Annotated in this window: 20 protein-coding genes; 6 read left to right on the top strand and 14 right to left on the bottom strand. The window is 53.5% G+C overall.

The window, feature by feature from the left end:
• Positions 1 to 220 precede the first annotated feature (220 nt).
• The 3 genes from L6439_RS01700 to L6439_RS01690 are packed head-to-tail and all read left to right on the top strand — an operon-like array spanning position 221 to position 3,982.
• Complete coding sequence (locus L6439_RS01700) at positions 221 to 1,327, top strand: GerAB/ArcD/ProY family transporter (RefSeq protein ID WP_237096707.1); 1,107 nt, start codon at positions 221 to 223, stop codon at positions 1,325 to 1,327.
• 17 nt (positions 1,328 to 1,344) lie between these two features.
• The gene (locus L6439_RS01695) at positions 1,345 to 2,823 is read left to right on the top strand and encodes a spore germination protein (protein WP_213468705.1); all 1,479 of its coding nucleotides are present in this window, start codon (positions 1,345 to 1,347) and stop codon (positions 2,821 to 2,823) included.
• 1 nt (position 2,824) lies between these two features.
• Positions 2,825 to 3,982 (top strand): Ger(x)C family spore germination protein, encoded by a 1,158-nt coding sequence (locus L6439_RS01690; protein WP_213468704.1) that lies wholly within the window; start codon positions 2,825 to 2,827, stop codon positions 3,980 to 3,982.
• 63 nt (positions 3,983 to 4,045) lie between these two features.
• Here the strand turns inward: L6439_RS01690 and L6439_RS01685 are convergent, their stop codons facing one another.
• The 13 genes from L6439_RS01685 to coxB form a co-directional block, all read right to left on the bottom strand.
• The gene (locus tag L6439_RS01685; protein WP_213468703.1) at positions 4,046 to 6,289 is read right to left on the bottom strand and encodes a bifunctional 2',3'-cyclic-nucleotide 2'-phosphodiesterase/3'-nucleotidase; all 2,244 of its coding nucleotides are present in this window, start codon (positions 6,287 to 6,289) and stop codon (positions 4,046 to 4,048) included.
• A gap of 273 nt (positions 6,290 to 6,562) precedes the next feature.
• On the bottom strand, positions 6,563 to 6,853 hold the full coding sequence (locus tag L6439_RS01680; protein WP_213468702.1) for a tyrosine-protein phosphatase: 291 nt from the start codon (positions 6,851 to 6,853) through the stop codon (positions 6,563 to 6,565).
• A 273-nt stretch (positions 6,854 to 7,126) separates the two neighbouring features.
• Complete coding sequence (locus L6439_RS01675; protein WP_213468701.1) at positions 7,127 to 8,398, bottom strand: ABC transporter permease; 1,272 nt, start codon at positions 8,396 to 8,398, stop codon at positions 7,127 to 7,129.
• Positions 8,391 to 9,296: an ABC transporter ATP-binding protein gene (locus L6439_RS01670; RefSeq protein WP_213468700.1), complete on the bottom strand. Its 906-nt coding sequence runs from the start codon at positions 9,294 to 9,296 to the stop codon at positions 8,391 to 8,393. The genes L6439_RS01675 and L6439_RS01670 overlap by 8 nt, the downstream gene beginning before the upstream one ends.
• Positions 9,293 to 10,192, bottom strand: a complete 900-nt coding sequence (locus L6439_RS01665; protein ID WP_213468699.1) for an ATP-binding cassette domain-containing protein — start codon at positions 10,190 to 10,192, stop codon at positions 9,293 to 9,295. Before L6439_RS01665 ends, L6439_RS01670 begins: the two co-directional genes overlap by 4 nt.
• A gap of 22 nt (positions 10,193 to 10,214) precedes the next feature.
• Positions 10,215 to 10,604: a GntR family transcriptional regulator gene (locus tag L6439_RS01660; RefSeq protein ID WP_213468698.1), complete on the bottom strand. Its 390-nt coding sequence runs from the start codon at positions 10,602 to 10,604 to the stop codon at positions 10,215 to 10,217.
• 68 nt (positions 10,605 to 10,672) lie between these two features.
• On the bottom strand, positions 10,673 to 11,404 hold the full coding sequence (locus L6439_RS01655; RefSeq protein ID WP_213468697.1) for a hypothetical protein: 732 nt from the start codon (positions 11,402 to 11,404) through the stop codon (positions 10,673 to 10,675).
• Between the two features lie 320 nt (positions 11,405 to 11,724).
• Positions 11,725 to 12,168: a DUF420 domain-containing protein gene (locus L6439_RS01650; protein ID WP_374043176.1), complete on the bottom strand. Its 444-nt coding sequence runs from the start codon at positions 12,166 to 12,168 to the stop codon at positions 11,725 to 11,727.
• A gap of 76 nt (positions 12,169 to 12,244) precedes the next feature.
• Positions 12,245 to 13,150, bottom strand: a complete 906-nt coding sequence (gene ctaG, locus L6439_RS01645; protein WP_213468695.1) for a cytochrome c oxidase assembly factor CtaG — start codon at positions 13,148 to 13,150, stop codon at positions 12,245 to 12,247.
• A gap of 110 nt (positions 13,151 to 13,260) precedes the next feature.
• Positions 13,261 to 13,581, bottom strand: coding sequence for a cytochrome C oxidase subunit IV family protein (locus tag L6439_RS01640; RefSeq protein ID WP_119790334.1), 321 nt, complete (start codon positions 13,579 to 13,581; stop codon positions 13,261 to 13,263).
• Between the two features lie 3 nt (positions 13,582 to 13,584).
• Complete coding sequence (locus L6439_RS01635) at positions 13,585 to 14,205, bottom strand: cytochrome (ubi)quinol oxidase subunit III (protein ID WP_168179945.1); 621 nt, start codon at positions 14,203 to 14,205, stop codon at positions 13,585 to 13,587.
• Positions 14,202 to 16,052, bottom strand: a complete 1,851-nt coding sequence (gene ctaD, locus L6439_RS01630; protein ID WP_172878914.1) for a cytochrome c oxidase subunit I — start codon at positions 16,050 to 16,052, stop codon at positions 14,202 to 14,204. Before ctaD ends, L6439_RS01635 begins: the two co-directional genes overlap by 4 nt.
• A gap of 62 nt (positions 16,053 to 16,114) precedes the next feature.
• Positions 16,115 to 17,188 carry a cytochrome c oxidase subunit II gene (gene coxB / locus L6439_RS01625; RefSeq protein WP_213468694.1) on the bottom strand — a complete coding sequence of 358 codons (1,074 nt, stop codon included), beginning with the start codon at positions 17,186 to 17,188 and terminating at the stop codon, positions 16,115 to 16,117.
• A 543-nt stretch (positions 17,189 to 17,731) separates the two neighbouring features.
• Here coxB and L6439_RS01620 point away from each other — a divergent pair.
• Entirely contained in the window at positions 17,732 to 18,487 is a 756-nt protein-coding gene (locus L6439_RS01620; RefSeq protein WP_213468693.1) for a hypothetical protein, read from the top strand.
• Between the two features lie 97 nt (positions 18,488 to 18,584).
• Here the strand turns inward: L6439_RS01620 and L6439_RS01615 are convergent, their stop codons facing one another.
• The gene (locus tag L6439_RS01615; protein ID WP_006677863.1) at positions 18,585 to 18,773 is read right to left on the bottom strand and encodes a hypothetical protein; all 189 of its coding nucleotides are present in this window, start codon (positions 18,771 to 18,773) and stop codon (positions 18,585 to 18,587) included.
• A 319-nt stretch (positions 18,774 to 19,092) separates the two neighbouring features.
• On the opposite strand from L6439_RS01615, the gene L6439_RS01610 reads away from it, so the two are divergent.
• Complete coding sequence (locus tag L6439_RS01610) at positions 19,093 to 20,271, top strand: MFS transporter (protein ID WP_213468692.1); 1,179 nt, start codon at positions 19,093 to 19,095, stop codon at positions 20,269 to 20,271.
• Between the two features lie 127 nt (positions 20,272 to 20,398).
• Positions 20,399 to 20,686, top strand: coding sequence for a transposase (locus L6439_RS01605; protein ID WP_213468691.1), 288 nt, complete (start codon positions 20,399 to 20,401; stop codon positions 20,684 to 20,686).
• The last annotated feature ends 14 nt before the right edge of the window (positions 20,687 to 20,700 follow it).

The following is a 20,700-nucleotide window of genomic DNA, read 5'->3' as shown; positions in this document are numbered from 1 at the left end:
TGCCATAACCGAAGGCATGGCCCAGACAACAAAAAAAGGCACAGCCAGCGCGAAAAAATCACGAGGTTGTACCTGTCCGGTAGCATTGCCTTTAAGTTATTTAGCTGTATTATAGCCGGAACCGTCTCTTTTGGCTATATCTTTTACCGTTTTATGATTAATTTTTTCCTGGCCGGCTCATTCTAAGGATGTCAATCAGACCCAAAAAAGGATGATCTTCATGAACCGCGGCTCGGAGTTTATCACCTATCTTCAATTATGCTTCATCATGATGCTGTCAACCGGGCTCCTCAATCATGTCATCATTATTCCGATCCTGCTTCAGCAAGCGGGCCGTGACGGATGGTTGAGCGTTATTATGCTGATGCTTATCGTTCTGAGCTGGATACCGTTGCTCCAGAGGCTGCTGAAGGCCAAGGGGCAGCAAGCGTTGTTCCCTTGGATGAAGGAGAGGTTCGGCCCTGCAGTTGCCTGGTCCGTTACGGCCGTTCTCGGGCTGTACTTGTGGATCAGCGCGTTCGTTACGGTGAAGGATACCGTGAACTGGACCAAAACATCGTATTTGCCGCAAACCCCGTTATTCGTGGTGACGCTGGCGCTTCTGCTTCTCTGTATTTTCGGGGCGCTGGCCGGCCTGCGATCCATTGCCGTTTGTTCGGGGATCCTTCTTCCGTTCGTCCTCCTGTTCGGCTACTTCATCATGTTCGCCAACGCTAAATATAAAGACTACACCTTAATGTTCCCGCTGTTCGAGCACGGATATATGCCGGCGGTACGCGGAACGCTGTACATCGGAGCGGGCCTGGCTGAACTGTTCCTCCTGGTGCTTATCCAGCACCGGATTTCCAAGACGCCACGCTTCTGGGGTATCGCCGCGCTCGCTTTGATTTTAGGCGGATTGACGATCGGGCCGCTGATCGGATCGATTACGAACTTCGGCATCAAAGAAGCTGTCAATATCCGATACCCGGCATTCGAGCAGTGGAGATTGGTTACCGTCACCAAATATATTGAGCATGTCGATTTCTTGTCCATTTATCAATGGATGTCGGGCGCGTTTATACGCATTTCATTCATGCTCTTTTTGATCGTGGAACTGCTTCCGCTCCATTCGCTTTACCATCGGCTGCTGATGTGCGTATTTTCGGGAGTGACCTTGCTGATTGCCGTCAATTTGCATCTAAGCGATATGTTGTTTTTCAAAGCTCTTGAATTATTCGTGTTGCCCGGAACAACCGCAGGCTTCACCCTGTTATCCCTGTTCCTGGCACTGCTGAACTGGTTCCGTTCCCGGCGCGGCACGAAGCCGCGCCCCAAAGACTTATAAGCAAGGAGGCTGCAGACATGAGCGCCAATTCGTCACCTTCTTCTCCGCTTACGCTCAAAGTCATTCGCGATTATTTCGCGGAATGCTCCGATATCAAGTCAGAGAATTACGAATTCGGTCCGGCTGCAAAGCCGTTCAAACTCACCTTATTCTACTGCTCCGGAATGACCGATATGAAGCAGTTGAATCAGGCTGTCGTGCCGGCGTTGCAGCGCATGCTGCAGGAGGCCTCGTCCGTATCTCGGGCGATCGCGCGCAACCGGTTCATCCCCCTGCTTCCCATGCCCCCGGGAGCGAGCCTGACAGAGATGGAACGGAAGCTGTTCACCGGGGAGCTGCTCGTCTATGTGCATGGCGACAATGAAGTCTACTTTATCGATATTTCCGAGCGGCCGGAACGGCAGCCGGAAGAATCCAATACAGAAGTCTCCATCAAAGGCCCGAAGGATGGATTTACGGAAAATCTGGCAACGAATGTGGCGCTCGTCCGCAAGCGTCTTCGCACCCAGTCCGTGAACTATGAGACGTTTATTATCGGGAGGCGCTCGCAGACCGAGGTCGGCCTGCTCTACATGCAGGATGTCATTCGGCCGGATCTGGTCGATATCGTAAGGAAGCAGCTTCATGCGATTGATACCGATATAATCGTCGGCAGCTCCCAACTGGGCGAATTGATGCTGAACTCCAATTATTCCATGTTCCCGCTGATGGATTACATTGGACGCCCCGATTATGTGGTGGAGTCGCTGAGCCGCGGAAGATTCGTCATCCTCGTCGACGGCTCGCCTATGGCGCTCATCGGGCCTTCCAGCCTGTGGCTGCTCCTGAAGTCGCCGGAGGATGTTCATTTTCCGACTTTTTTCGTCGGCTTCCAGCGCATCATCCGCTTGTTCGGGCTTGTTATCTCCATCTTCATGCCTGGCTTCTGGCTCGCTCTTATCGCCTACAATGTGGAGCAGATCCCGTTCCCGCTCCTGGCCACTGTGTCGACGGCCCGAATGGGCCTGCCGATGTCTGCCACAATGGAATTGCTGTTCATGCTGGGGATGTTCGAACTGTTCCGGGAGGCCGGCATTCGGCTGCCTAAGGCCGTAGGGCAGACGCTGGCCGTCGTCGGCGGCTTGATTGTGGGAGACGCCTCGATCCGTGCGGGGCTCGCTTCTCCGACTACGCTGGTGGTCGCCGCCGTCACGGCCGTCGCTACCTTCACCCTGATCAATCAATCTCTGAGCGGAACGGTTAGCGTGCTGCGGCTTGGCGTGCTGCTGGCCAGCTCGCTGCTGGGGATGTTCGGCTTCTTCTTGTCGGTGATGGCCATTTTACTCTATTTGTCATCGATTATGTCTTACGGCATTCCGTACCTCTCTCCCGTCTCGCCGCCCAATTGGAGAGATATGTGGAAGGCGCTGCTTCGCGTGCCGCTCAATATCGACAAATACCGTTCCTATGACTTGACCCGAGGCCAGGACAATTCGAGAAAGGGGGAGGATTCTTGAGATGAATGCCGTATGGAATCGGTTGATTATTCTTCCGCTCGCGGCTATGCTGCTTCTCGTTCTGTCCGGCTGCTGGGACTCCAAAAATATTCAGGACATTAACTATATTGCGGCTCTCGGCATCGATTACGAGGGCGGCAAATACGTCATCTACACGCAATCCCTCGACTTCACGAACGTCGCCAAGCAGGAGACCAAAGCCAACAAGCCTGCTCCAATCTGGGTCGGACGGGGCACAGGCTTTACGCTGGACATGGCGATTAACGATATCTATAACATTTCCCCGCTGCGCGTACTGTTCGAGCATACATCCGCTCTTATCATTACGGAGAGAGCGATGAAGCATAATATCAATCATATGATGGACGCGCTTCGCAGATACCGTGAGGTTCGTTATACGCCATGGGTGTTCGGCACGAAGGAGCCCTTGGACAAGCTGCTCTCAGTCACGAATGTGTTCAATATATCGCCAATCACATCTCTGCTTCATCACCCGGAGGAGGTGTATCAGCAGAGTTCCTTCATCGCCCCGGTTCCGCTGCAGAAAGTGACGTCGGAGCTGGGAGAGCCGACTTCGTCCATTCTCCTTCCGTCACTGGTCACGCAGGATACGCAATGGGTTCAGAATGGAAAGCCGAGCGGACAGTACCTCATCAACGGAGCTTATATTATCGTGAACGGGGAAAATAAAAAGTGGATGTCATGGCGAGATCTGATGGGCCTGCGCTGGCTGACACGGAAAACGGCGCGGGCGCCCGTCGTCATCGGCCCGGAAAAAAAGCCGGTGGCCATCCTGTCCATGTATTACCCGGTGAGTTCGGTTCAAGTCACCATGAAGAACAACCAGCCCGTCTTTCGCATCAAGCTGAAAGTGTCCGGACACCTGGATGAAATGCTGGAAAATGTGAAGGTGGCCGAACTTCGCCGCCTGCTCAACGAAAAAATCGAGAAGGATATCCGCCAGACGTTCGAGAAGGGGTTAGAGTATGGCCTTGATATTTACAACTTGAAAAACGAAGTCTACCGCAAGAAGCTGAAGCTGTGGAAAGCGCTCGGCAACGGAAAAGAGATCCGCCTTACCCCCGAGTCCATCGCCTCCATCGAAATCAATGCGGACATTCGCCATAGCGGCGCCTACAAGTTCGTCAATCCAAAATAATCTTCCGAAAAGGGAAAGACCCTGTCAGACAAGACAGGGTCTGTTCCGCTTCCGGTGTCCGCCTTAGCTTGCCGCCGGAGCGGACGCGCTTAATGATTGCAGGATCGATTCCGGCAGCCACAGCCGGTTGTCCGTCAGCTTCGATTGCACCGGCTGCTTCTGGCCATTCACCTGAATCTCGCGCGAATTCAAGATATAAATCACGGTGGCATCGCCTTTGGTCAAGGTTACCGTCTTCGTCTTGTTGTTATAGACGATGTCGATGCCTGCCTCCTCCGCCTTCGTCCGCACCGGAACAAGAGCATCCGAAGCGGATGGCTTCTCCGGCGCCGTCTGCTGCCCCTCGCCCGCCGACAGGTCCAGCGAGAACTTGGCGAAGCCGTCGCTCTCCAGCCCGATGAATCGCATGCCTCCGGCCTGAGCCGCCGCTTCTTGAGCCTTCGGAGACGTACGGAACGTAACGTTGGCCTCCCCTTCAACCGGCACGAAGGTCCAGTTGTTATCCGCGGTCGGATTGATTTTTTTGTTCTTCGCGATGTAATCGATCAAGATCTGGCGCGTCTCATCCGGCGAAGAGATCACGATATTGGACCCGTCCAGATTCGGGAAGTTGCCTCCGCCGCTCGCACGGTAATTGTTCGTCGCCACCAGGAATTTCTGTTCCTTCGTGACCGGCTTCCCGTTATATTGCAGATTGACGATCCGGTGCGAATCCGGAGCCGCCAATTGGCCCTGCCGATTGTAGCGGACAGGCTGCGTCACGTCGATCTGATACGTCACGCCGTCAATGACATCGAACAGATAGGTCGGGAACTCATCATTGATAAGCGGCTGCTCTCCCGCCTTGCCCGGCACAATCTGGTTGAATTGCCCTGCCGCATGCTCCAGCCATTCTTTTACTTCATCCCCATTAAGCAGGACGACATTCACCGTATTCGGATACACGTACAGATCGGCAGCGCTCTTCACGGCCAGCGTCCCTGCCGGGATATCGGTGAAATAGCTCGGGCCCCAGCGTCCGCCTGCCTTGAACGGAGCAGCGGCTGAGAGAACCGGAATTCCTTCATACGAAGTGCCTTGAATATATTTTTCCGTATACCATTTCTGGGCGTTGGAGACGATCTGAACGGATGGATCGTCGCGCACGACGGAGAAGAAGCTGTTGATCGGCGCCGTCGTCTCCCCAATCGGCTGGCGAACATATTCGATCGTGCCTTGGTGATCCGCCTTCACGGCATCCACGATGCGCTGATCGGCATCGACAAGCGGCTTCTTATTCGCTTTGTCGTAGATCGGCCGGGCTTCGGACTGGCTGTCGACGACCGTCCATTTCCCGCCGGTCTTCTCCAAGGTCAGATCGATGATGCCGAGATGATCACCCCAGAATCCCGGCATGACTGCAGGAGTCCCGTGAATGGTTCCTTTCTTCACATCGACCCCATCGATGTTCTCGAAGTCCGGACTCGGGAAGACATTATGGTCATGCCCGAACATGACCGCGTCGATTCCTTTGACCTGGGTCAAATAGTAGACCGTGTTGTCGTCATTGCCCTTCCGCGGGCTGCTGTCGAAGCCGGAGTGAGGAATCGCGACGATGAGATCGGCGCCTTCCTGCTTCATCTTCGGAACGAACTTCTCCGCGGTCTCGATAATGTCCTTGACGACGACCTTGCCGTCCAGGTTCGCCTTGTCCCACTCCATCACCTTCGGCGGCACCAATCCGATGACCCCGATTTTCAGCGTAACGTCTTGGCCGGCTTCATCCTTGAATGTTCTCGTCAAGATTTCATATGGTTTGAAATAGTTTTTATCGTTATCCGGATTGTTGTCGCCATCATCGATGTAGACATTCGCATTCACATAAGGGAACGCGGAGCCCTTCAAGCTGCGATCGAGGAACTCCAGACCATAGTTGAACTCATGATTCCCGATTCCGGCCGCATCGTATTTCAGCAGATTCATTGCTTTGAATACCGGATGGACCTGGCCATCCTGAAGCGGCTTGATTTTGGCCGCGTAGTCTCCCAGCGGATTGCCCTGAATCAGGTCGCCATTGTCGAACAGCATGCTGTTCGCGGCCTCTTGACGCGCCTTCGCGATGAGCGAAGCCGTCTTCGCCAAGCCAAACTCGTCGGTTTCCTTATCCTGGTAGTAATCATGATTCACAATATGCGTATGAATGTCGGTCGTCTCCATCAACCGCAGCTTCAGCCTCGCCCCCTGCGAATCCGCCGAGGCCGCCATGGAGAATGCGCTGCTCAGCAGCATGACGGCAAGAAAACATGTTAACGCTTTCAATTTCTTCATTCCAGCAACCCTCTCCCGTTGTATTTAATCCCATTCCGGCAATCAAATGATACGAGCGCCTTTACAATATTTCATAACAATGCCGCTTCACCTATGTAAAACAATACTCTATCTCTTCCCTCCTTACGAAATACGATAGATTAGAGTCACATCATGAACGACTTGCTTTATTACTGTAACCTTTGTTCACGAATTTAGCAATATCCTGCTTCTCATTTTACAAAATAAAAAAATCTCTCTCTGCGACAGGTTATGAATGAAGCAAACGGTCTTTCATTTTATGAATTCGCTGATGCCGCAGCCTTCGTTTAAATAAGCCTCTACCGATCCATATTGGCCGAGGAGCTCATCCAGCACTTCTTCCAAATAATCGCGGCGAACTTGAAGCAAAGCCTTCAACCGATCGTGCGTGAGCCGGAAAAGACTTGTATACCGCAGAAAAGCCGCCGCTCTCTTCATACGGGTTTCCGTCAATGAATTGGACAGCATATAATGCAGCATGATCAATTCGCGGATTTGCGGCATACTCTCAAATGCGATTCTTCGATAGAAATCCTTCATCATCTTTTCGAGATCTATCGTTTCATCATCATCAACTCGAACCGCGTGTAATCCTCCTCGTGTTGAGAAATGGGGATGTTGACGATACCTCCAACATATAGAACGAAAGGTATCACCTTACCATAGCATAGCCGGCTTCCATTTGGGACGGAAGATAATATCTTCGTGACGCAGAAAATCCCCGATAAACCAAAGCGCAGTTCATCAGGGAATTTCAACGATGATTATGATTTGCCTGGCCGATAACGCGTCCCCACAAGGTGTGTCAGCGGCACCTTAAATCTTGTAAGCCTTCATCGCCTTGCGGATCTCTTTCCACGACGGGCGCTTGCCGTACATCAGCACGCCGGTGCGGTAGATCTTCGCCGCCAGCCAGCCGAACACGAAGACCGAGGCGAGGAGGATGACAATTGATATCCCGAATTCCCACCAGGCCACCTCGCCTGCGCCGAGGCGCAGCAGCATCGAGGTTGGCGTGAAGAATGGAATATACGATGATATTCGGACCAGCAGCGAATTTGGCGTCGAGATGCTGAAGATGGCAATATAGAACGCCGCCAACGTCAGCATCGTAATCGGCATAATCGCTTGGCCGAGATCTTCTGTCCGGCTCACGATCGAGCCGACCGCCGCGAACAAGGTCGCGTACAGGAAGTAGCCCAGCACATAGAGCAGCAAGCCGCCGCCTACGACACCCCAATCGATCATCGAGATATCGAAGTTAATGGCCTTCAGCGGCGCATTGTTATGCGGCAGCATCAGATTCCCGATCATGACGAGGAAGAAGAGCACAATCTGCATCAACCCGAGGATGAACATGCCGATAATCTTCCCGAACATCTGGGCGAGCGGCGAGACGCTCGTAATGAGAATTTCCATAATGCGCGAGCTTTTCTCCTGCGTAACCTCGGACGCGATCATATTCCCCGTCATCGTATTTGTCATGAAGAACAAGATGATGAGCACAGTGACGACCGCAACCGAGACCCCCTTCTTGGCAGGGTTCTTCTCTTCGCCGGCCTGACCGCCTTCCTTCAGGATCGTCTTGTTCTCGACTTGAACCGGCTCGTTCAATTGGGCGATCTGTTCCGGAGTCAGCGAATCCTTGACCAGCCACTCCGTCTTAATCAAGGTGAGCGTGCCCGTCAGCTTCGATTCCTTTTCCATGCCGAGCTCATCTTTCCCGGAATAGACGACAAGCGGAAATACTCCCTGCGCCTTGTCCTCGAACGTAATATACCCATCGATTTTGCCCGCCTGCACATCCTTCTTCAACTGCCCATCCGTCGCATCCGTATACGGAACGAAGCGGAAATCCGCCTTCTCCTGCTTGGCGTAATGATCGGTGAGCGACTTCGCGATGTCCGGATGCGGCCCGGAGACGACGCCGATCGTCGTCGGTTCGTTATTCGAGAACAAAGAGATAAAGTACGGGACGTTGGCCCCTATGCTAAGCAGCAGCGCGAGAATCAACGTCGAGATAAGAAACGATTTGGTCATAAGCTTGGTCCGCAGCGTAAATCCGATGACCGTCCATACATTATTCATTCGAACCACCTCCTACCGCCTTGATAAAGATTTCGTTCAAGGTCGGCTCCTTCACTTCGAAGTGCTGAATCGGACCTTGGGCGAGCGCCTTCTGCAAAATTTCCTGCGCCGCAGCCTCGTCGCTGATCCGGATGCGGTATCCCTCCTCCGTCCGGTTCACGTCGGCCACCCCCGGAATCGAGGCCAGCCCTTCCACTTCCCCGGCGGTCCGAAGGATCACCTGCTCCCGCGGGTAACGGGACTTCAGCTCCCGCAGCGATCCTTGGACGACCGCATTGCCCTTCTGCAAAATCGTCACATTGCGGCACAGCTCCTCGACATGCTCCATCCGGTGGGTCGAGAACAGAATGCTCGTCCCTTGGTCGCGAAGCTCCTTGACGGTCTCCTTCAGCAGCTCGACATTGACCGGATCCAGCCCGCTGAACGCCTCATCGAGAATGAGCAGCTTCGGCTTATGCACGATGGCCGCGATGAACCCGATTTTTTGCTGATTCCCTTTGGACAGCTCCTCAATCTTCTTGTTATAGTTCTCCGGCACATTGAAGCGTTCCAGCCAATATTTAAGGTTCCGGTCCGCTTCCTTGCGCGGCATTCCGCGCAATTGCGCCAAATAGGTCACCTGATCGCTTACCCGAATCTTCGGATACATGCCCCGCTCTTCCGGCAAGTACCCCAGCGTCCGCTGCAGCTCCGTATGGAACGGCCGGCCTTGATAGCGAATCTCTCCTCCATCCGGGTAAATAAGGCCAAGCACCATGCGCATCGTCGTTGTTTTCCCCGCGCCGTTCGCCCCGAGAAGACCGTAAATTTCCCCCTCTTCCACGTTCAGACTCAAGCCGTTGACGGCTGTCTTGTCCGCATATTGCTTCACGACTTGCTTCAACTCCAATGGCTTCATTCGCATCCAACCCCCTGATTCAACTCGATTATATACGACAAAATGTCATCCAGCTCGATGCCGGCCGTCTGCATCGGTATAATGCCGTTCTCCGCCAGGAACGCATCGGCCCGATCCGCCTGGCTGGCAATCAGCCGCACCCCATGCCGCTCCTGAAATACCTTGATTACGCCCGGAACGCCGGCATACTCCTCGGCCTCCCCTTCCACCCAGAATTCCTTCCAGGCATCGAACAGCGCATCCTTCTCAATGGCGAGCAGCACCTGCCCCTTATGCAGGAACAGAACATAGTCGGCCAGCCGCTTTACTTCCTCGATAATATGCGTCGCAATGACAATGGAACGTCGGCCTTCTTCCAAAAACGAATTCAAATCGTCGATCATCAACCGCCAGGATAGCGGATCGAAGCCGGAAGACGGCTCATCCAGCAGCAGAAGATCCGGCCGCGGGCAGATAGCCAGGATGAGATCGAGCTTGCGGCGCATCCCTTTGGACAGCTTCTTGAGCTTCGTCTTCGGGGGGATGTCATACCGGGCCATCAGATGATGATACAACTTCCAATCCCATCGCTCATGCCAGTAGGCGGAGAAGGCGGCCGCCGCTTCCGCGGTAAGATCGTCATCTTCGGAATTGGGGCTGTCTGCCACATAACCGATGCGGGCCTTGACAGACGTGTCCGGCTCCGGTTGATTAACCTGCTGAAAGAGCGCAACGGTGCCGCTGTCCGGCTTAATGAAGCCCATGAACATCCCCATCAGCGTCGACTTCCCGGCCCCGTTCGTCCCCACAATCGCGGTGACGCAGCCCTGGGGAATCTGTATGTTCAACGGTCCAATTTGCAGCTGTTCCCTGCCCTTCACCACGTCCTTCAATACTATGACCGGTTCGGTATTCATCGCATTCTCTCCTTATTCCGGATTACTTCATCTTCTTCTGCCGGATCAGATCCTCCAGCATATGCGATAGCTCGGCCGCGGGCATTTCTACCCGCATGGCGGCCTCGACCGCTGTCATGAGCGCTTCTTCCACGGCCCGCTTGCGGTAGCTCTCCCGTTCGCCGCTACCGACCGGCGCAACGAACGTCCCCGTTCCCTGCTTCGTCCGCAGCAGCCCTTCCGCTTCCAAATCCTGATATACTCTCCGAACGGTAATCACACTGCACCGCAACTGGTGGGATAATTCACGGATGGACGGCAGCAGCATCCCTTCATCGAGATAACCGCTCAAAATCAACCCGCGCAGCTGATTCGTAATCTGCGCATATAACGGTTCCGAGCTGTTCTCATTAATGTCAATCGGTATGAACACCGCCTGCCCACCCCCTGACTCTTCATATTGATATCATCACATTCTCCCCGTGCAGAGGCTATGAACGTCTAGCCGAGATCCCGATTGCGAATCGTATTCCGGGTGACGGCTATGCCGATAACGAATGTCTGGACAGTGACGCCCGCGGCGATCAAGCCGCTTATCCACGGATAGTGCTTGGCGATATAGAGGACGGCCAGCATCATGCTTCCCCCGGACAAAGCCACGATAACAGAGAGGGCAAGTATGACGAATATTACAATAAAGACGAGTCGGAGGTAGCCCCCGGCATGCCTGCCCAGTTCAAACTGGATGTAAATCGTCTGAACCACGATGGAGTACGCGGTCAGAACGAGCACATAGGCGATGAGCGACAGCGGGGAGAAGGCCGATCGCAGACTGTCGCTGAGCATCAGCTGGAAGGTGAAGAACACCGTCATATTCAGAACGAAGGCAACCGCCAGCATCATATAGCGTGATAAGGCGATCGTACCCGCATCAATCGGGAGTATGCGCAGCTTCCTGATCCATTTCGTATAAGAATCCTCCTGCAAATAGCGCGTGCTGCGCCGGGAGAAAAAGAAGCCTAAATTCGGCAAGGCGATAAGGTAGACAAGATCAAAAACGACCCGCAGAACTAAAGTATCGCCCTCCTGATTCGGTTTCAACAAGCCATTCAGCATCAGCGTCGAAATAGCCCCCATATAACCACTGAACAACAGCGTGAACAAGACCCCCCATTTAAAGCGAATCAGGTCCGTCTTGACCAGCATCCACGCATCCTTCCACTGCTTATTCACCGGTATCCCCTCACTTCTCGAATCCATCGATGGAGACTCAGCATCACCCGTGTCCTGCATCATGAAGGCGCAGGCTCCATGATCACTGTGCTCACTGTGTATATCTTTATACACAGTATACTCACTTCGTCATTTTAATGTCAATACTCATTTCTGGCGGTATGCGTTTTCCGGTTGACATCCATAAAAAAAGCATTCGGGCAAGGAATCGTCCTTCGTCCGGAATGCTTGATCATGATGGAAGACGGCACGAGGAAAAGGCCCTTATGCCAGGCTCCCTTAACGGAAGCAAGCATAAGGGCCTTGAATGGAAGGCGCAGCTAGCCGAAGATGGCTTCGATGACCGGCTTCGTGTGGCCGCCAGGGTACAGTATATAAAGAAGTACATATACGGTCACGCCCGTGATCGCTGTAATGAACCAGATGATCGAGGTGATTTTTCCGATTTTGCGATGAAGCTTAAATTTGGACCGGAATCCGCTAATCAGTGTCGTAATGCCGAATACCGCCGCCACGGTAGCGAGCACAATATGGAACAGCAGGAAAATGAGATAGATCGTCTTCAATCCTTCAGGGCCGCCCCAGGATGTATTGCCGACAAATATGGTCCGTGACACGTAAATGATAAAGAACAGAAGGGCGGCTACGGCTGCCGCGATCATCGTCTTCTTGTGCGCCTCGCGCTTGCCCTTGATGATAAGCGCCCAGCCGATCGCGACCAGAATCGCGCTTATGACGATAAATGTCGTGCTTACCGTAGGCATAATATTATACAAATCCACGAATGGTATGCCTCCTCTACCTCAACTCAGACTTGCCTTTCATTATAAACCAATTCTATCAATGGAGCTGCCCTTCCGGAAGAGTGTCCACAATATCGTCATCCTCTTTGCTTTCTCTGCGGTACCAATGAATGAAGACATAATAGAGAATGCAGCCGAACATAATCTCTTGCACCAGCTTCATCACGATTCCGCCCAACTGCTGATCCTCCTGCGGCGAGAACCAGTTGAAGAATTCAGGACCGTCAAAAGCGGCCAGCAGCTTGCTCGGATCGCCGGTTAGACAGTAGCCCATCGCTTGAATCCACGTTTCCTTGTCCACATAAGTCGCGTACAACGGCTCGCCCGCAAAAATAATAAGCGCGCACGCCGGCGTAATCAGGACGCCGTTCAAGAAGATATAGCCCATCTTCTTGACGTCCGCCAGCATAACCCACTCCGGGACCGGCACGACAATCGGCCACCACATGATCATCGCTGCTGCGAACAGGACAATATAATACACGATATGAACCGCATAATGCGTCATCACATAATCATGAATCGCAGGCACATGGTAGAACGAGAACAAGGCATTGAACAGCAGGGCCATGAGGATCGGGTGCATGAATCCTTTCAGCCGCCGCAGCGGTTTGCGATCGAGCAAGTACTTCCATAGCCAGGCCGGGATGCCTAATAGTATCAATGGCGGGACAATAATGTAGGTGATGGCCATCATCAGCATATGGAACGTCAGCATCATATGGCTCATGATGTTCAGCGGCCCCCCTTGGGCCAGATATAACAGCAGCACGCCGATGATGAACATCGACTTCTTGGATGCAGGCACCGGCTCAACCTGGGCGAACACTCGTCTATACGGGCCCGTAATTCCCAGATAGAGAATGATAACAAGCACCGAAGAGACAAGAAACAACGGACTCCATACATCATACGGGCTAAAGTATTTCGTTAATTCAAACAATCTCGTTCATCTCCTTCTCTTGCGGATGCCATCATTTCGCCACATTTTGCTCTATTACGGAAAAAGAGGCGACGCCTGTGCGTCCCCTCTTTCTAAATATCCGATTCGGCTTACCACCAGACCCAATATACGGCCATAATTATCGCCAGGAATGCGACGAAAGCTCCACCTATCATAAAGACAATGGGCAGCATATGGCCTTTGTCCTTCATATGCATCCAGTAGGCCATTTGAATGATCACCTGCAGAACCGCCATGACAAGAAGCAGAATATAGGTGAACGTTTTGTTCACGATACCGGCGGAAGCTACCATTACAAAGGCGATAAGCGTCAGTACGATGGAGAAGATAAAAGCAATAATATGCTTTTGCTTTCCTTCATGCTTATGACGGCGATTCGACGAGTTGGATGCCACGTTTTGAGCTGCCATCGCTTACCCCACCTTTCCCATCAAGTAGACAACCGTAAAGATGAAGACCCATACGACGTCAATGAAGTGCCAGTAAATCGCCGACACATACACTTTCGGCGCCGTGACCAGGTTGAGCCCTTTCTTGAAGAGCTGGCCAATCAGGATGGCAATCCAGACGACGCCGAAGGCAACGTGCGCGCCGTGGAACCCGACCAGCGTATAGAACGACGTACTAAAGGCGCTTGTCGTGAACGTATGGCCTTCGTGGACGTACTCGACGAACTCGTATATCTCCAATCCGAGGAAGCAGAAGCCGAGAACAACAGTAACGATGAGCCACGTAATCAAAGACTTGATATCCTTGCGGTGCAACGCTTGAACCGCGAACACGCTCGTCAAGGAACTCACCAGGAGGATGGCCGTGGCCGCCGCAATCATCGGAAGCTGGAACAGCTCGCTGGCCGCCGGCCCGTCGCCTATCTGATCGCGGAGCGCAAGGAACGTCGCGAACAGCGTGCCGAACAACACCGCTTCGCCGCCAAGGAAAAGCCAGAAGCCAATCACTTTATTGCGGCCGTCTAACGTCGCTTTTTCCGGTTCGTGAGGCCATTGGCCGTCAGCGTGGTGTGCAGGTGCGCTCATGCTTTTACCCCCTTTTGCTCCAACTCTTCCGGTTCAATATGATAGCCGTGATCGTCCTTGACGGAACGAATGACCATGCAGGCGAACGTAATCACCAATCCAAGAATCGCAACGAGATGGTTGTTGAACAGGAAATTCAAGGCTCCGTTATTAAAATCGTCCTTGGCGAACATGAAGCCGAAGCCGGCGATGAACAGGCCGACGGACATCATGAACGGCAAGATGGAAGGTGAAGGCATATGGATCGCTCCAACCGGTTCGGCCGGCGTCATCTCCGTACGGCCTTCCATCTTTTCTTTCCACCAAGCGTCATATCCGCGCACAAGCGGAGTCTGCTTGAAGTTATACTCCGGCGGCGGAGAAGGAATCGTCCACTCCAGCGTGCGTCCGTCTTCCCAAGGATCGTTGCCCACAACCTGCTTCTGACGGTGCGAGACAATGACGTTGGTCAGGAAAAGCAATACCCCAACCCCCATCATCAGCGCCCCGATTGTACTGATGAGGTTCATCGTATCGAAGCCCTGGTTCGGCAAATACGTAAAGATGCGCCGCTGCATCCCGATCAAACCGAGGAAGTGTTGAACGAAGAACGTCAGTTGGAAGCCGATCCAGAACATCCAGAACGTGGCCTTCCCTATTTTCTCGTTCAGCATCCGGCCGAACATCTTCGGCCACCAGTAATGGAAGCCCGCGAACAGACCAAGAATCAGCCCGCCTACAATCGTATAGTGGAAGTGGGCTACGACGAAATAGGTGTCATGGAACTGGAAGTCTGCCGGCGCCGCGGCCAGCATGACCCCGGTTACGCCCCCCATAACGAACGTAGGGATAAAGCCTACCGCAAATAGATTGGCGGTGGTGAACTTAATTGACCCGCCCCATAACGTAAATACCCAGTTAAATATTTTGATCCCCGTCGGAACGGCAATCAGCATCGTCGCTACCGAGAAGAGCGCGTTCGCAACCGGTCCCAGACCAACCGTGAACATATGGTGCGCCCAGACCATGAAGCCCAGGAATCCGATAAGCACGGTGGCGAAAACCATCGAGCTGTACCCGAACAGACGCTTCCGCGAGAATGTGCTCACGACATCCGAGATAATACCGAACGCCGGAAGAATCAAAATATATACTTCAGGGTGGCCGAACAACCAGAAAATATGCTGCCATAGAACGACGTTGCCGCCGTTCGGCGTATAGAAAAAGTTCCCTCCGAAGAGACGGTCGAACATGAGCAATACGAGACCTACCGTAACGGCAGGGAAAGCGAACAAAATGAGCGCGGACGTAATGAACGCCGTCCAGGTAAACATCGGCATCCGCATAAATGACATGCCCGGCGCACGCATGTTAATAATCGTAGCCAGAAAGTTAATCCCGCCGATCAGCGTCCCGAGACCGGAAATCTGAAGCCCGAGAACATAAAAGTCGACCCCGTGGTGAGGGCTGTAGTCGGTGCTGGACAATGGGACGTAGGAAGTCCAGCCTGCATCAGGCACTCCGCCCAGCAGCCAGCTCAGATTCAGAAGCACTCCTCCGAAGAAGAATGTCCAGAAGCCGAGCGCGTTCAGGAACGGGAACGCCACGTCGCGCGCCCCGATTTGCAGCGGCACGATCGCATTCATTAGGGCGAATATCAGTGGCATGGCGCCAAGGAAGATCATGGTCGTTCCATGCATCGTAATCAATTCGTTGAATGTCTGCGCATCCACGAATTCGAAATTCGGTTTGATCAACTGTATACGTATCAAGATGGCCTCAATACCGCCGATACCGAAGAAGAAGCCTCCGGCAATAAGGTAAAGAATACCTATCTTCTTATGGTCGACCGTCGTCAGCCAATCCATTAAGCCGCGATGACGCTTCACCGTGTGAGCCAAGGTCGTTACCTCCCCTAGAAGATGCTTTTCTATTGCTTATTGATTTCCTTCAGAGAATCAAGTTTGTATTCCGCCAGATATTTCACAATGCCGTCCAGTTCTTTCTCTGACAATACGCCCTCGAATTTAGGCATCGTATTCCCTGGCTTCACCTTCTGCGGATTCAGAATCCACTGGCGCAAATGATCTTCAATCACTTGCTGCTCAAGCGGCTCGTCGATCGTATCCCGGTTGAGCATGATGCCGGCGACAGCTTCGCGGCTTCCCGTTCCCTTCAAATTCGGGCCGAGGGAAGGCGCATTATCGATGGCGTGGCAGGTCAGGCAGTTCTGCTTGAAGCTCTCGGCGACTTGCGCATCGCCTTCGAACGGCTTCGGCTCTGCCTTCATCTCGTTAACCCAAGCGTTAAATGTCTCTTCGCTTACCGATTTGACCTTGAACTCCATCAAGGCATGGGACTGTCCGCACAACTCGGCGCACTTGCCCCGGTATACCCCAACCTCGTTCGCGCTGAAGTACATTTTATTCACGTTGCCCGACGGGTTGGTGTCCATCTTCCCTGCGAGAGCAGGCACCCAGAACGAGTGGAGAACGTCGGCCGTCCGCAACTCGACCGCCACATTTTTCCCTGTCGGGATGACTAGATCCTGTGCTGTATGTACGCCCAGCTCCGGGTATTCAAATTCCCACCAGAATTGGTGCGCGGTTACCTTGACCTTGATCGCGTCCGGATCCTTGCTGTAATCTTCAGCGAAGGCGAAGACGTACTTCACGGTCGGCACGGCCAGAATAATCAAGAGGAGAATCGGAATAACCGTCCAAATAACCTCCATCTTGTGATTGCCCTCTACTTGCTTCGGAATCGATTGGTCACCCGGCCGTCTGCGGAAGCGGATGACGGCATAAATGGAAAGCGCGAATACGGCAACGACTACGAGCGTCATAATCGAAATCGCAATCTTCATCAGACCGAACTGACCCTCTGCTATCGGACCCTGTGGATTGAGAGCGGACAAATCCGCGCGGCCACAAGCGCTGAGCAGCAAGACGAGCCCGGCTAACAGAGGAAGGAGTCGCTTCACTGCATGCCACCGTTTCATCATTGATCAACCCCACTTTGTACGTTTTCGCTGATTACCGCATCTCATGCCCCTTCACTTGCCTTCCTGTCCGAAAGCTTCAGCATACATTCATGCGAACGTATACATTATGCTCCACGCGCGGATTTCCAATCCTCTCACACGCTTCGTCTCGCTACGGAAGAAAGGCTTCGACCGTGTCAGGCAGCGGCATGTTGCATGCGCTTACGCATGCACATAGCTATCCAACCGGTCCCCATGGAGTCACCGGATCTAGCACGGATGTCGTAATCCTGTCAATTAATACAATCACTTACCTAAATATAATTACCAATATTTTATTTGTCAATGTTTCGGAGGGAGTTCACAAAGTGTTCAGAAAGTCATTTTGGCCCGTTATATCAACAAATGCAAACGCTTACAAAATGAATTCACCCCCCTCGAAATGTGTCGAAAACAAGAATATGTTGTCAAAATTTCCGACTCTCAAACATTGACGGAGGTGCTCCCTGCATACTTATACCCGTTTTTCAGAAAAATAAAGTAACTCTTGAAGGAGGGATGCTTATGTCGTCAAAAAATGGTCACAATCACAAACGGAATGTTCACTCAATTGTCACTTATACCGCCTGTGTGCTCAGCATTGCCGTCGGCTTGACCGGCTGCATCGGCTATCGCTCCGAGAAAACAAGATCCTATGACGGAAATACAACCGCCAATTACGCGAACCGGAAGACGGTGCAGCCCCTGGAAAAAAGGCCGTCGACCCCGACCGATTCCGATATCGCCACGCCCGATTATAGCGCCAAAGGCAACAGCCTGGAGCGAAAACGGTTCGACCGCCCGGAATTGCACCGCCCCAATACACTGTATGTGGATCGTCCGCTGAGCGCGCTGGTCAGCAACATTGAAGGCGTGGCGGCCGGATATGTTCTGAGATGGAACGACACCGCCTATGTCGCTCTGACGTTCGAAGGCACAGCCAACGGCGTGAAGGGCCGGGGCGGGAACGATACCCGCGAGCAATACGGGATGGGACGGATCGAGACCAGCTGGAAGTTCGACAGCAAGAATCCCCAGGCGGTAACGAAGCACAGCCCGATGCGCACCCTGGAGCGGATGAACGATCTGTCGGATGAATTCCTTCATACGGTAAATACGGCCATTCGGCGCCATGATCCGAGCATCGCCAAAGTATACACGAGCGCCAATAAGGATCTGTTCAATTCGGTATCGATTCACGCGCTGAGAGCCTATCCGGGGGAGTCGCTGGAATCGGTCCAGGACATTATAAGGGAAGACCTGCGCCGCTACATGCGGTGAGCCCCGTGCCTCGCCGCAGGGCGCAAAAAAAGCGCTCCGACCTGTTCGGAGCGCTTATATCTCTATATCTAAGAAATGACGGCTTTGACCGCGTGAATTAGGACACGCTGCTGTCGATCTTGCCAAGCTCAAGCTCTACAAGATGAGTTAGTTCGTCTTCATAGCCTCCCATAATCCGGTACTTCCGGATATACTCCCTCACAAACTTCCGCGGATTCTTCGGACGGAAAATGCGAGTCATCTCCAACAGACTTTCTTTCACCTCGTTGTGACCTTTCGTTGCCATGAAAATTCCCTCCCAAAAGCGTTGTAGAACATGCTCCGCATTGGAGTATAGCCTGGACGTATCGCTTCTCTTTCTGGAAATTCGCAACCGTTTCTCTATTATAACATATTCGAAAGCGCAGCAAAAACACACCGCTCTTGTTCGCCGGCCAATGAATCGGGCGTTCTAGGAAATGAATCGCGGTTCCGCTCTTTCGGGAATGGGCTCCCGGTTCCCCCGGGCCCGCATGCGAAGCAGCTCCCGCCGCCTTGTGCCGCTTGCTGGCAAGCCGTTGGCGAACACGTTATAATGGGATAATTAGGAAAGGGGCGTTACTTGCTTGAAGGGATTACGGGGACTTGGATTAGGGAAAGACATCGCGTTGCTGGCTCTTATTTTATTTTTGGTGGAGTTCGTTCGGGGAGCGGCCCTGATTTCGTTTATTCCGATTTACGGAAAAAATACATTGCAGATCAGTCTGGCCATTATCGGAACCGCGATTACGGCTCATTATTTAACGGATACGATTTTGAAAATGGGGATTGGCTATTTGCTTGACCGGCTCTCCCCCCGGCTCATCATCAATGCAGGCTTATTGATTTCATTCGCGGGCATCGGACTGTTCTATTACGGGTCAAGCGACTGGCTGTTCATCGCGGCAGCGGCCCTGTATGGCGTCGGCATCTCCCCGGTGTGGATCGTATGCCTCACCAAGGTGAAGGAAGAGAACCGGGCCGCGCAGATGGGCTTCCTCTATATGATCTGGCTTGTCGGGATGGGGGCGGGCCCGGTCGTGCTCAACCTGATCGTGGACAAGCATCCGCAGACCGCCTTTCTGCTGCTGTTCGCCCTGTCGGGGATCGCATGGGCCCTCAGCTTCTTCATCGGCGGCGGCAGACAGCGCTTGGCCGAGGCCGCTCCCGTTCCGTTCAGGCAGCAGTGGGATGCCCTGCTGGTGAAGATGAAGGCGATGAAGCCGCTTCTCCCGGGCATGATTCTGCAGACGCTAGGCGCAAGCATGCTCGTCCCGATTCTGCCGACCTTCGCCGCGGAGGCGCTCTCCTTCTCGAGCCAGCAGTACTCGGTGCTGCTCGTTCTTGGCGGCGGCTTCACTGTGCTCGGGCTTGTTCCGATGGGCAAATGGTCGGACCGTGTCGGGCGCAAGCCGTTCCTGATTATCGGCTTCGGAATCTTCGGCCTGGCGCTCGCTTCGCTGTCTCTCTACCCGTCCGTCATCTTCGCTTACGGATTGGCCGTGCTGCTCGGAATATCCTATTCCGCGGTGCTCCCGGCCTGGAACGCGCTGCTGGCGCTGTATGTCCCGCCGGGGAATAAAGGTCTGGGCTGGAGCCTGCTCTCCACCGTGGAAGGGATCGGGGTGCTGCTCGGCCCCGTGATCGGCGGCGTCATCGCGAGCGCATCGTCCGCCGGCACGGTCATCTGGATCAGCGCCGGCCTGTTCGCCGCGATTTCCATTATTTATTTGCTGTTCCCGTCCCGCTGGTTCGCGGAAAGGTAACGTCCGCGGCCGGACAGCGGCCGGACCCGGATACAATTCGTTGGCCGGGGGCATCTATAATAGAGAGCCTGCGCGACGGCACCGCCCTCGCGTCAGACGGATGCTGAAGAAAAGGAGCGGCGCACCGATGACAAAAGAACAGGAGCATAATGAATATAAGATGAATCCCATGTCCCGCGATCGGGTCGAGGTGGACGGCATATACGCGAATGAATGGGGACGGGAAGAAGTGCTTCACCGCGGCCAGCATTTTCCCTCGGATCCGCAATTGGGCGCGTCCGAGTGGGAGCTGAAGGAGTTCATGTTCGACAATCACCATGAAGGCCGGACCGATTCCCGGCTCGTGCCCAAGGCGGAGGAAGAACCGCCGAAGCAGACGCATCCGCGCAAGCATACCGATCGGGGCGATAAATAAGAGGAACGTATCCG

Source organism: Paenibacillus dendritiformis, assembly GCF_021654795.1.
Taxonomy (GTDB): domain Bacteria; phylum Bacillota; class Bacilli; order Paenibacillales; family Paenibacillaceae; genus Paenibacillus_B.
This window is presented reverse-complemented; position numbering and strand designations above follow the sequence as displayed.